The sequence below is a fragment of the Pseudomonas sp. N-137 genome, assembly GCF_034555295.1.
In the GTDB taxonomy this organism is placed as follows: domain Bacteria; phylum Pseudomonadota; class Gammaproteobacteria; order Pseudomonadales; family Pseudomonadaceae; genus Aquipseudomonas; species Aquipseudomonas rhizophila.
Map to the genome: position 1 here is coordinate 41,517 of NZ_JAXUDQ010000011.1, position 11,180 is coordinate 52,696.

Annotated in this window: 18 protein-coding genes; 8 read left to right on the forward strand and 10 right to left on the reverse strand. The window is 56.7% G+C overall.

Annotated elements, in window-relative coordinates:
- The first annotated feature begins 191 nt into the window (after positions 1-191).
- Positions 192-1,988: a DAHL domain-containing protein gene (locus tag T3A99_RS12475; RefSeq protein WP_322834360.1), complete on the forward strand. Its 1,797-nt coding sequence runs from the start codon at positions 192-194 to the stop codon at positions 1,986-1,988.
- 389 nt (positions 1,989-2,377) lie between these two features.
- Here the strand turns inward: T3A99_RS12475 and T3A99_RS12485 are convergent, their stop codons facing one another.
- Positions 2,378-3,277: a polysaccharide deacetylase family protein gene (locus T3A99_RS12485; RefSeq protein ID WP_322834361.1), complete on the reverse strand. Its 900-nt coding sequence runs from the start codon at positions 3,275-3,277 to the stop codon at positions 2,378-2,380.
- Positions 3,278-3,477: 200 nt separating this feature from the next.
- Here T3A99_RS12485 and T3A99_RS12490 point away from each other — a divergent pair, with 200 nt between their 5' ends.
- From T3A99_RS12490 to T3A99_RS12500, 3 genes are all read left to right on the forward strand, one after another.
- On the forward strand, positions 3,478-3,732 hold the full coding sequence (locus T3A99_RS12490; protein WP_047226592.1) for a DUF6555 family protein: 255 nt from the start codon (positions 3,478-3,480) through the stop codon (positions 3,730-3,732).
- A 149-nt stretch (positions 3,733-3,881) separates the two neighbouring features.
- Positions 3,882-4,112 carry a hypothetical protein gene (locus tag T3A99_RS12495; RefSeq protein ID WP_047226593.1) on the forward strand — a complete coding sequence of 77 codons (231 nt, stop codon included), beginning with the start codon at positions 3,882-3,884 and terminating at the stop codon, positions 4,110-4,112.
- Between the two features lie 121 nt (positions 4,113-4,233).
- The gene (locus T3A99_RS12500; protein WP_047226594.1) at positions 4,234-4,659 is read left to right on the forward strand and encodes a hypothetical protein; all 426 of its coding nucleotides are present in this window, start codon (positions 4,234-4,236) and stop codon (positions 4,657-4,659) included.
- A gap of 7 nt (positions 4,660-4,666) precedes the next feature.
- Here T3A99_RS12500 and T3A99_RS12505 read toward each other — a convergent pair whose 3' ends face one another.
- Together T3A99_RS12505 and T3A99_RS12510 are read right to left on the reverse strand one after the other, a co-directional pair.
- Positions 4,667-4,894 (reverse strand): PLD nuclease N-terminal domain-containing protein, encoded by a 228-nt coding sequence (locus T3A99_RS12505; protein WP_047226595.1) that lies wholly within the window; start codon positions 4,892-4,894, stop codon positions 4,667-4,669.
- A 92-nt stretch (positions 4,895-4,986) separates the two neighbouring features.
- Complete coding sequence (locus T3A99_RS12510) at positions 4,987-5,172, reverse strand: hypothetical protein (RefSeq protein WP_047226596.1); 186 nt, start codon at positions 5,170-5,172, stop codon at positions 4,987-4,989.
- Between the two features lie 270 nt (positions 5,173-5,442).
- Between T3A99_RS12510 and T3A99_RS12515 the strand changes: the two genes are divergently transcribed.
- The gene (locus T3A99_RS12515) at positions 5,443-5,805 is read left to right on the forward strand and encodes an NUDIX hydrolase (RefSeq protein ID WP_047226597.1); all 363 of its coding nucleotides are present in this window, start codon (positions 5,443-5,445) and stop codon (positions 5,803-5,805) included.
- Between the two features lie 142 nt (positions 5,806-5,947).
- Here T3A99_RS12515 and T3A99_RS12520 read toward each other — a convergent pair whose 3' ends face one another.
- Positions 5,948-6,109: a hypothetical protein gene (locus T3A99_RS12520; protein ID WP_322834362.1), complete on the reverse strand. Its 162-nt coding sequence runs from the start codon at positions 6,107-6,109 to the stop codon at positions 5,948-5,950.
- A 115-nt stretch (positions 6,110-6,224) separates the two neighbouring features.
- Here T3A99_RS12520 and T3A99_RS12525 point away from each other — a divergent pair, with 115 nt between their 5' ends.
- The 3 genes from T3A99_RS12525 to T3A99_RS12535 all read left to right on the forward strand — a co-directional run bounded on the left by T3A99_RS12525 (position 6,225) and on the right by T3A99_RS12535 (position 7,598).
- Complete coding sequence (locus tag T3A99_RS12525; RefSeq protein ID WP_322834363.1) at positions 6,225-6,434, forward strand: hypothetical protein; 210 nt, start codon at positions 6,225-6,227, stop codon at positions 6,432-6,434.
- An 87-nt stretch (positions 6,435-6,521) separates the two neighbouring features.
- Positions 6,522-6,896: a hypothetical protein gene (locus T3A99_RS12530; protein WP_322834364.1), complete on the forward strand. Its 375-nt coding sequence runs from the start codon at positions 6,522-6,524 to the stop codon at positions 6,894-6,896.
- Positions 6,897-6,905: 9 nt separating this feature from the next.
- Positions 6,906-7,598 (forward strand): SOS response-associated peptidase family protein, encoded by a 693-nt coding sequence (locus T3A99_RS12535; protein WP_322834365.1) that lies wholly within the window; start codon positions 6,906-6,908, stop codon positions 7,596-7,598.
- Here T3A99_RS12535 and T3A99_RS12540 read toward each other — a convergent pair.
- Genes T3A99_RS12540 through T3A99_RS12565 form a run of 6 tightly spaced genes read right to left on the reverse strand, consistent with a single transcriptional unit; the run spans position 7,576 to position 11,175 of the window.
- The gene (locus T3A99_RS12540) at positions 7,576-8,091 is read right to left on the reverse strand and encodes a lysis system i-spanin subunit Rz (RefSeq protein ID WP_322834366.1); all 516 of its coding nucleotides are present in this window, start codon (positions 8,089-8,091) and stop codon (positions 7,576-7,578) included. The genes T3A99_RS12535 and T3A99_RS12540 overlap by 23 nt on opposite strands.
- On the reverse strand, positions 8,088-8,513 hold the full coding sequence (locus T3A99_RS12545; RefSeq protein ID WP_322834367.1) for a cell wall hydrolase: 426 nt from the start codon (positions 8,511-8,513) through the stop codon (positions 8,088-8,090). The genes T3A99_RS12540 and T3A99_RS12545 overlap by 4 nt, the downstream gene beginning before the upstream one ends.
- Before the next feature lie 43 nt (positions 8,514-8,556).
- Entirely contained in the window at positions 8,557-8,895 is a 339-nt protein-coding gene (locus tag T3A99_RS12550) for a tail fiber assembly protein (RefSeq protein WP_322834368.1), read from the reverse strand.
- Positions 8,895-10,163: a hypothetical protein gene (locus T3A99_RS12555; RefSeq protein ID WP_322834369.1), complete on the reverse strand. Its 1,269-nt coding sequence runs from the start codon at positions 10,161-10,163 to the stop codon at positions 8,895-8,897. The genes T3A99_RS12550 and T3A99_RS12555 overlap by 1 nt, the downstream gene beginning before the upstream one ends.
- Positions 10,164-10,183: 20 nt before the next feature.
- Positions 10,184-10,864, reverse strand: a complete 681-nt coding sequence (locus T3A99_RS12560) for a hypothetical protein (protein WP_322834370.1) — start codon at positions 10,862-10,864, stop codon at positions 10,184-10,186.
- The gene (locus T3A99_RS12565; RefSeq protein WP_322834440.1) at positions 10,864-11,175 is read right to left on the reverse strand and encodes a hypothetical protein; all 312 of its coding nucleotides are present in this window, start codon (positions 11,173-11,175) and stop codon (positions 10,864-10,866) included. Before T3A99_RS12565 ends, T3A99_RS12560 begins: the two co-directional genes overlap by 1 nt.
- Positions 11,176-11,180 lie beyond the last annotated feature (5 nt).

Sequence of the window (11,180 nt, forward strand, 5' to 3'; positions counted from 1 at the left end):
GCTACACTCACGTCATTGACGTACCACGCCACCGTTAGCAGGGAGCTCAACGTGCACCCAGGCAAAAGCAGACCCACGCCACCTATACAACACCAAACAAACACTCCACCCATCGTCCCAAGCGCCGCAATCCTGCCTTGTCTTGGCAACTCACCGATCTGCCCGATCATGAGCCTTGATGGGAGGACCGCGTGACCACTCTCATTAAAAAATATAAATGGCCCGCCTTATTGGCTGTCGCGCTTGCTGTGTTTTCGGCCTTGATATTCTTTTTAGTCAAGTCCTACACCTACGACGCCTCCACCTATTTCGAATCCCGGGATTTCATCCGCCAACTCAAACAATCCGACGCTAACTGGAACGTCAAAATCCTGCGAAAAAAGATCGGCATCAATAACAACCTGTCGCTGACCCCGCCACCTGAAGCGGCCAGTCGATGGGCGCAGTTGGAGCAGCTCAACAATTCTGGTCCTTTGGCGGCCCTTTGGGCATCCAGGCGCCAGGGCTATGTGGAGGCGGTGAGGAACAAAAGCCTGCTGGTGGAGCAGTTCCAGCAACACAACACCCGCTTACGCACCGCTCTGGATGCGCTGCCACTTGCCGAGGACGACATCCAGACACGGCTCAGGGAGATGGACGCCGACACTCCGATAAACCGCCTAGAGATTGCCTCCAGTGTCCTTGACCTGACTCTGACAACGCTTGAGTACGCCCTTTATGTCACCTCGGACAAGGCCGAAGAAGTAAGGAGCCAGCTCAATGCGCTGGAGCAATACATGGCCCAACTGCCCCAGCCCTACCAGCCGTCCTTTACCACGCTGACACAACATGTCGAATCAATTATCCAGGAACAACCGATCGTCAATGACCTCATTGACCGCATCAGTGTGATCCCGGTCGCTCAAGAGCTGGACAGTATTAACGAGCTGTTGAACGAAACCCAACGCAGGACCGCCGAGACCGAACGCCAATATCACATCTATCTGGCTGTATGCGCCGGCCTCATGGCCATTTTGATGATCTACCTTGCTGCGCGGTTGGTTCGCAGTTCCGCGCTCATCACTCAGATTAACCAGGAACTGCAATTCTCCAATGAACGGCTGGAAGAACGGGTGGAAGATCGCACTCGCGAGTTGATGCAGGCCGAACGTGAGCTGGTGGAGGCGGCGCGAATGGCGGGAATGGCCGAGATCGCGACCAACGTGTTGCATAACGTGGGGAACGTTCTCAACAGCGTGAATATTTCGGCGGACCTGGTGACCCGCAAGTTGAAAAACAGCAAGACGCTCGGCCTGGGAAAAGCGGTAAAAATGATGAATGAGCATGCCGAGGATTTGGGCCGTTTCATTACCCTGGATGAAAAAGGCAAATTGTTGCCTCGTTATTTCAATGAGCTGGTCGAGTCCATCAATGCCGAACAGGGACTGCTCATTGACGAGCTGGCACAACTGACCAAGAGTATTGACCACATCAAGGAAATCGTCGCCACCCAACAAACCTACGCTGGCGCCGCGAGATTGATCGAGCCGCTCAATGTCAGGGATTTGTTCGAAGATGCGTTACGCATGAACGCAGGCGCGCTGAGCCGGCACCATGTCACGGTCATCAAGGATTTTCAGGACATCCCCACCATCCTGGGAGACAAGCACAGGTTGCTGTTGATCCTGATCAACCTGATCAGCAACGCCAAGTTCGCAATGTCGAATGTTTCCGGGCATCCGCGGGAAATGACGCTAGGGATCCAGATCGTCGCTGAGAGTACGTTACGCCTCAGCGTCAAGGATCGAGGCGAGGGTATTGCGCCGCAGAACCAGGCTCGAATCTTTAACCACGGGTTCACGACCCGCAAGGACGGCCATGGATTTGGCTTGCACAGCTGTGCTCTGGCCGCGGTTGAAATGAATGGTCGTCTCTACGCCCACAGCGATGGGCCTGGTCAAGGGGCCTTGTTCACTCTGGAGATCCCGCTGGAACTGGCCAATACCTGAACCACTGGGGCGAGTTGGCTGCGTGCGCAGCATCCTCCGGGGGTTGCGCGCGTGCAGCCAACTCTGACCTGCGAACACGACCTTCTAGCGCTGCTATTTAGTGTTAGCCGATCGCTCGCTTCGGTTTCTGCGTACCGGCAACGCCGCCGCGTAAGCCAGCGCTTCCTCACGGGAAGCAAAGGAGCCAAGCCGGTCCACTTGGGTGCAGACCCGCCATGGGCCGCTGTTCACACTGAGTACGTCATAACCGTTGATGTGCACTTTCGTTAGCATCGCAGCACTCATAGTTACCTCCTGCCAGATAAACCTAAGGTACGCCCCTTACCTTACACTCAGTTGGCATCAGGGCATCAACCGGGCGTCGCAATTTCCCGGGTGCGACATGCCCATCAGGGTGAGCCCGATCCCCACAGTCTGTTCCACAACCCAGGCAATTGCACCGGCTCGGTGCCGTCTTTGACGGTGCGAGCCAGCGCTGCTCGCTCAAGCGCCTGACGGTCGTCATAAAATGGCTTGGTGTCGGTCTTCACCCCAGTCGCCTGGGCAGCGTCGATCAGAATCTGCAGGTACTCCCGGGCGTGTCGTGCGGTGTAGCGATTGAGATCATGAAAGGTCACCACCACCGGAATGACGCCATCAACGGCAGGTATCTGCCCGCCGGCGATACGTTCACGCACTTCGCTGAGCTGACGTATTAGGTTGATTCGCCGTCTCGGACTCGCCGTGATGCCCCAGACTTTGCCGTCGTTGGCACTCAGATCAGTGAGCAACATGTGCAGGCCATGGCGCCGGTAGGCCTCGAAGGTGCGGGTGTCGAAGCTCCAGAACGGCGGCCTCACCAGCCTGGGAGCCGCCCCCGTGATGGCGGCAATGTCGGCGCTCCCATTGAGCAGCGACTGTTCCAGTTCATCTGGGCTGAGGAACCGGTGGTTGCTGTGCCCGGAGGTCGCGGTATGAAAGCCCAGCACATGCCCTTCCTGCTGTTCACGACGCATCACCGAACGCCCGATATCACTGCCACCGGCCCGCGACGCTCGAGTCTGGACGAAAAATACCGCCTTGATCCCCGGCTGCACCGGGTTTTGCGCCAGGGCATCGAGCACGCCCATGCTCGGGTTCCAGAAAGATGATGCGCTGGGCCCGTCATCGAACGTCAGCAGAAAGCGGATCGACGGTTGCGTGCGAAGGCGTTGTTCGGTCTGCGCAGTCAGTTCGATGGGAGCGCCAATGCACCCCAGCAAAGCGCTGGCAAGGGCTACGAGAGACAACACCCTGGCGAAGATTTTCATTGTGTGCCTTTTATGGTGATCGCACTGACTCGCCTTCGATCCATGGCCCTTGGTGCTCAAGCCCAGCTTGGAGAAGGTTAACCGGGTTTGGTTCCCGGCCGCGAGCCTCGCCGCGCCCCCGATTTTGACCGTCTGGAGATCCGATGGAATTTTCCGCCCGCCTCTGCATCCATCCGTATAGAACTAATTAGGGAGGATTTATGGGCGGGCCATCGCTTTACATCATCGACTACATGCTCCATGGCGAGCCCAAGTCATTCATCATTCGTGCAGAAGTGATGAACAATTCCGAAGCCTGGCATTGGGCCAGTTGCGACGCGGGTGTCGGGCGCATCCCCAAATTCGGGAGGGAAAAGGTCAAGCGGGTGTCAAAACCACTGGCAGAAAAATACGGTATTACCGACGTGCGCTGGCGAGCCAGTGTCGCGCCGGCCTGGGTAAAAGAGTCAGGCTGAGTCCGCAACCCCTCTTTGGCGCACCGGCCGTCCGGCCGTGCGCCGTTTTCTTCGCCAGACCCGAAATAACTCAACTACGCTTAATTATCGGTACAACCCGCTGCTGGCGGGTTTTGTGCTGCCCTATACACACTCAATGGAGGTGCGACATGTCTGAAAAAGAGTCCATCACCACCGTGCTCACCTTGCTGGAATCGCGTCAGGCGCGATTGGCGGCAGCCTGCAAAGAAATCGCTGACTGGGTCGACCATCAGGGCGGGCACCCTACCGCCGTGCGCATCCGGGATCGTCTCAATGACATCGAAAAAGACGCCCCCTCTATCCAGAGCGCGCTGACGTCCCTCAAGCCCGCCGAGCGACCATTGCCCAAGTTCCGCTAACGCATTGCGCTGCACAGATTCTTCCCCACGCTCTACCGGTTGGAAAACCGATGGAACGCGGGCGTTCTTTGCGCCTCGATATGGATATGTATCGGAGCAAAGCCGCTAGAGGGAGAACACCATGTACGCCAGAATCCTGCTGTTGATCGCCTGTGCCTGCCCTGCCGTCGCCATGGCGCAAGGCTGCGATGTAATCACTCGGTCCCAGAGCCAGGCGATACCGAAGATCGAAACCCATAGTTGTTACGAATACAAAGGCGTGCCAGCCGAGGCGATTGGCTGGTCGTGCAGCAACGAAAGCAAAGGTGCACTGAGCACTGAAAAGAACCAGGTCGAACGTTGCGCCCAAGGCTATGTAGCGACGTGCCAGGCCCGGCTGACTCAGGAATCCCTGGCCAATCCGCACTCAACCAGCAAGGACCGTGGCGGCGAGTCAGCCAACATCCCTGACGATGCGCAAGTCACCCGGTACTACTACAACACCGAGCAACTGGCGCAAGCACAGAAAGATTGCGAAACCACCGGTGGGCGCTGGAAAAACCAATGAAGGGTCCCTAACCTTTGCTGTGCTCTGGCGACGACGGGCCTTCCTTCACACCGCGAGGGCCGGCAACGCCCCAGATGACCAGGCCCACCACAGGCAAGATGATCAACACCAGCGCCCATCCCGCCTTGGTCCCGACAGTCTTGTCACTGCGAAAGACACTGATGATCGCCCACAGATCCACAAGCAGCAAAAGCACCACAACGCCGATCCAGAAATAGCTGGCTAGTTCAGACATGGTCCAATCCTCTTAAGGTCTATGGTTTAGGCACACCCCCTGACGGTCCGTTCAAAGAATCTGCCATCGCGTCCCCCCGCCCGAACTTGCGTCTATCCACGCTCATTCAGATAGGCGACCCACCGTTCATAAGCGTCATGCTGGCGTTGGACGGCCTGCTCCCAAATCACCCCGCTCGTTTGATGTGCGTCGACGAGCGCCATCATTTCTGAGGTGGCCGCGTCCAGTTCCACGAGAAGCTCGTGGGATTTGATTTTGAAGTCTTCAACCGTGGTCATGTCTTCTCACTTCCCCTCTACCCGAGGTTGGCTATCCACCCAACATGGATACGTTTTTTCCAAGCTGATTCAGTCGAGGCGATGATCGGTTTAATGCCCAGTCCTGACAGATAGCGAGTGCAGGCTTGAAATGAAGTTCAGTCTTTCGCCGATTGCCGCGGTCGTACAGAGAGGCCCCGGTAAAAACTGTAGTGGACAGTCCGTATGACATCGGGCTCAAATATTGCAGTTATATTTCAATTTAATGACAGTCACGGATTGAGCAAGGCCATGAAAATTCGAGCGACCGTCATCTGCGAGGAAGATCGCCACATCTTGCTCGTGCGCAAGGCCAACAGCCGCTGGACATTGCCTGGTGGAACCGTTGAGCGCGGCGAAACCCATGCTGGGGCGGCACTACGCGAGTTGGCAGAAGAGACCGGGCTGGACGCGCACAACCTGCTTTATCTGATGCGCATCAGCGACGGTGAAACCGAACACCACGTGTTCGAAGCCGCGGTCACCGATTCAAAGACCGCCCGGCCACAGAATGAAATCAGCGACTGCCTCTGGCATCCGCTGGACGCTATCGCGCAACTGCAAATGAAAAAGGGCACCCGGGAGATTCTCGAGGCATTTCGGCGCAGGTTGTGAGCGCAGCTTGGATAAGGTGGTTTGACGGAGCAGAAACAAACAAGGGTTTGCATTAGCTTTCGCTCGCAAACCCTTGATTTTAGATGGTGCCCGAAGCCGGAATCGAACCGGCACGCCCTTACGAGCGGGGGATTTTAAGTCCTTAGTGGAAATCAATCAGGCCGTGGCGTGCAATAGGTTTTCTGGTCCGCAATCTACCTAAAATCATTGCTATATCAGCCAATGTTTCCGCATCCTCTAAAATGATTGCGGACCGGAAATTACCCCCATTGCATCCCGAAACAGCCTGAATTTTATTAGCCATCTGGCCATTCCTTTATGCCGATCTTGCATAAATCTCCACCCTCCTGCGGCGTTCTGCCAACCGAACACCCTCACCCCGAACTGCTACGCTTATTTCTCCGAAGTAGGAGTCGCCAATGCAAAATCTCGACCTGCTCCCGTCATTGCTTTCGAAGATCAACGAAAACCAGCGTGCCCTGGAAGCAGCCATCATGGAGCTGACCAATTGGGTAGATAGGCAGGGATCGAATCAGGTCGCCGCCAATGTGCGCGGAGCCTTGGCGACCCTGGACCTAAACGACGAATTCATCAAAATGAGCCTGGCAGTAATGATGTCATCTGACTGAAAGACCGCAGCTCGTCGCCCAGTCCTCGCCCGAATCATCGCCCCTCGATTACTGTACATCCAAACAGTATAAGCAGAGGCGTTACCCGTGGACCCGTTAGACATCGAAGACACCAGTGATTGGCTGGGCTGTCCCACGCCGCTCGAAATGTACAAGCACTCCTGCCTGATGCTGGAGAATGAAGTGCAGGAACTGACCACTCAACTGCGCAAGGCTCGCCAGGATGTTTTCGGCTTGGTGGAAATGCACGCAGCCGAGGCCAAGGAGTGCGCAAAGCTCCGGGCGGAACTCAAGGCGACCAAGGACGATCTTGAAGAAGAACGGAGGAAAAACGTGACCCTTACCATGAATTCGAATTACTTGCTTTCCTCAAAGGAAAAGGTCATTTGTGAATATCACAGAAAGTTGAATGAGCTCATGGGCGGTAAATTGCCTGAGCCCACCATCAACAGGATCGGTTGAGCGCGACCTATGTGCGGACGACTCTCCCAGTACACCGGCATTCACGACTTCGTTGTGGCACTGAGTACGCCGAATGCCCTGGTCAACTCCGCCGGCGACCCGCCGCTGGAGAAGTACAACGGCGCGCCGTCGCAGCAGCTCGCCCTCTTCCACCAGGAAGGCGACATCCTGCATGCCGACCTGGTGCGCTGGGGTTGGCGACCGCACTGGGCCAAGGACCGCGCCGCACCAATCAATGCCCGGGTCGAGAAAGTCGCCCACGGCCCCTTCTACCGCTCAATCTGGCCGAACCGCGCCATCACGCCGATAAACAACTGGTTCGAGTGGGTCGATGAGGGCGGGCCAAAGAAACAGCCCTACCTGATCCGCAGGCGGAACCATGCACCCATATTCTGCGCGGCCATCGGCCAATACCCCACCGGCGACCATGAGCCGGGTGAGCACGACGGCTTTGTCATCATAACCTCCGACAGCCAAGGCGGCATGGTCGACATCCACGACCGCCGCCCTGTGGTGCTGGATGCAGACCTGGCCCGGGAATGGCTCGCCCCGGCAACGCCGAAGGAGCGCGCTGAGCAAATCGTCCTGCACCAGGGCGAGCCAGCCGAGGCCTTCGAGTGGTTCAAGGTTGACCGGGCTATCGGCAACGTGCGGAACCAAGGGCCCGAGCTGATTCAGCCTATTGCTGATTCAATTCCCTGACATACGCCTGGCAGGCCTTCAGCGCGATCAGCCCCCGGTCGCCGTCGTCGGTGATTCCGATAATTCGTTGAGCATGCGCCGGGTCAAGTTGGGCTCGATGGGCTCCATGAACCACGCCGACGGCGCCGGGGGTGGCAGGCACTCCGTTGCAACTGGCTGGATCCTCGGCAAGGAGGACTGACAACCGCAAATCAGCAGTGGCAAGGCGATCGCGCAAGCGAGCTTGATTGGTTTGAGCATCGCTCAGTTCCTTGTGGTGAGTTTGTTCGCGGGCCGACAGCCGCTGTTCCAGGTCCAGGCGCTTGCCCTGCTCTGCCTGTACCTGAGCGGTGGCCGCGCTGTTGATCTTGTCCAGGTCGGATTGATGCAGGCCGGCCTGCTCCGCCAGTTTCATCCCGTAGCGCCAGTCCTGGACCTTCCACGTCGCGCTCATAGCCAGGATCAGCGCCACGGCCACACCGGAGATCAGCAGCTTCAGCGTGGCGGGAGTCATGTCACGTCCTTGAAGAAGATGTGGTTGCCCAGGCGAAAGGTCTGGGTTGCACCCTTAGCCCAGGTCGGCGGCTTCGGCATGGTGGTGGCGTAGTAGTGGGTCGCGCCATTGGTAATGTCGGGCTCCTGGCCGGAGATCACCAGGTCCGCCGCCCGCTGCGCCTGGGAGAACTGCTTCGGCGGAATCGGCTTGGCGCCGCTCAGGTACGGATAGTTCGGGTCGTTCTTGTTCCAGCAACTGAACTGGTAAGGCTTCAGGCAGACCCCGGCGTAGCCTTCGCCCCACCAGGAGCGATCCTTGCCGTCGTTCACTCGGTTGCGGATTACGCAGGCCACGGCGACCTGGCCGGTGAAACCTTCACCCCTGGCCTCTCCGTAAAGCGTGCGCGCGAGGATGTCGCGGTCCTTTTCGGATGCGTTCATAAACTTTTCTCCAGGCAAAAAAATCCCGCTCGATTGGCGGGTTTTAGAAATCGGGGAGCACAGGCCAATCTGGATTGTCTGGCCATCCTTGAAGCTCAGGCGTCTTGCTTAGCGCGATCAGATAACGCTTCCACGCTTTCCAGCGTTCGAGATCCTCGTCGCTGATTTCGCCAATATCGACGCCGGCCTGCAAAGGACTAATCTTCTCGTCGGCTATTGCTTGCAGTTGCGACGAGGTGGCCTGTGCTGCCCGTACAGCCTCATTCCTGGCGGTGGCCTCGACCAACCAAGCCGGCAGCTCTTCCACGTAGGCCTCGCCATCGGTCAGCTCGAGGTCCGGCGTCACCTGGCGCCAGGATGTAGCAGTGATTGCGTATCCCATTATCTGTCCATCCCATAGCCTGCAACGTCGAAAGTTGCTGCCCCGCCAGCGGCATTATTTTGAAAGGAAAATTGCTGAGAGGAATCCGTGATCATCGTTAGCTGAGTATTTGCAGTCGCACCAACCCGAGCCAAAATAGAGGCTGTGTCCTCAGGAAGCGCTAGGAATATAGTTACCGATCCGCTTCCGTTAACCGCAAGCATCTCTACCGTTTGCGTAGTTGGAGGAACCATGGCTGCCAGTGATACGGTGGTTGGCGTGGTTTGGCTTGCCGCTGATACCACCCGAAACGGCGGGGAAGATAGCAGCGCCCTATATCGAAGAATCCTCGCAGAATCGATCTGAAAGCTATGCAAGCCAATCCCAGCATTAGAACGCAATGCACAGAGGAAGCGACGCGTCATGTCCCCAGACTTACCACGCGCCGTACCACTATAGGGCGCAGTCGGAGCTGTTGTTACTAGTTCGATCGCAGCCGTTCCGGCGTTGTCGTAGAGATAGAGGTAATACCAAGTGTTGGACGTCAGAGAAAATCCGCTCAGTGTCAAGGCCGTCGGCACCGCTAGGTTCTTCCCTGTCGATGGTATATAGGCTGCACCTGGTGACACTGTGATAGACGTGGTGGTATTCCAGGTGGGTATCAGGCCATCAATGTAGCCATACGACACGCCTCCCTGCGCAGGAGTCACTGGCTTGGTGAGCGCGTTCAATTCCGTGATATCTGCGTTTACCCCGCTGCCAGCCTTTCCAGTCTGCAATGCGTCGACATTGACCTTCAGTTTGCTGAACGCAGCGACGACACTATCAGTCGCAACCACGGAGCCACTTGCGCCCGGGTCAAGTCCGGTAAGAACAGACCCGATAACGCCCGAGTTTGTCAGGTATTTATTCGTTTCCCCTTGAGGCACGCCATCCGCGTTAGTCAAATTTAACGCTGCGCGCACTCCGGCCTGGGTTGGGTCTTCACCCAAAACAGCCAGCACGCCGCCGAACTGGTTGACCAGCGCCCGCAACGCGTCTGCCGAACCCTTGACGTAACCCTGCATCGGAGCCAGTGCATAAACGCCTGCCGCATCGGTAGCGCCTTGATACGGAGGATCGATTGCCAAAGCGGTATCGCTGGCAATGTTGGTGATCTCGTACCATCCGCCGTCCGGCCCTCGGAAAGCATCGCCGACCCGGCTATTGGCAATAAAAGCGGTTCCAGTGCCGATAACCGCACTGGAGTTTAGGGTGACGTTTACCGTCCCAGTTTTGTACCAGGGCATGGCGTATTCCTTAATTTAGATTATGCCGTCATCTTTGCGAATACAGCCGGCAGAAAAAAAGCTGTTGGGTTTGTCGCAGCAACAGTGATTGCATAAAGCGCGTTATTCGGAAAGTCCCACCAGCAATACAGGTTCCGAGGTATTCCGCTGCCCGAAGTCATGTTCATGCCAAACGTGTTGAGCAGTAAGAACTCATCCTGTGGAAAATTAAAAGGCACGCTGTAGTAAATTCGGGTGAGGCCCTGGTCCGTGAGGTCATTCTTAACATAGCTCCAGTTCTGGAATGCCCTGGTAAAATTCGCGCTGGGCGTTCCAGAGTCGAACAGAAGTTGGCCCGAAGCACCCCACATCCGCACGCCATACTGAGCTATAGCTTGGGCGGCGAATGCCGCAACGAAGTACCTACCATTCAGGTTTGAGATACTGGTGTTGTAGGCCCTCATGTAAAACCCAGTCCAATTTCCAGCAGATCCGATAATACGCACCTGACACATGCCGGCAATTGCGTTCACCGTATCCGGCCGAACAAACACCAGTGGAGGCTCTTGGGACGTTACCGCAACAGGAAAGGTCGTAACCGACCCCATACCACCGTCCTGATTAGGCAAATATCGGCCGGATGAAATCACCATTAACCGAGCGTATTCAGAATCGAGAGTCACTACATTGTTATTATTTATGAACTGGACGCCATAGCTCATCAAGTCCACCTCATTACAATAAGTCGCATGGTCCCGCTGGAAATTGTGCTCGCCGCGAATGTGCGAGTGTGGTTATAGACTCTCGCCACACCCTCTAACATTTCGGTCTCAAACTGCATCTGACTGTCTGAGTAATCGCTGATAGGAATGACAATGGCGGTCCCGTTACCCGGCCCTACCCCAGGAACAGCAAAATCCTGATTTGATTTGCTGCCGCCAACAGGGAATGTCACCAGGATTGAAAGCGCCACGCGAATAGTGAAAGAGTTTTCATCCAGCTGGAGCGCCCCATCGGCGCCCCATATCCTCATTCCGA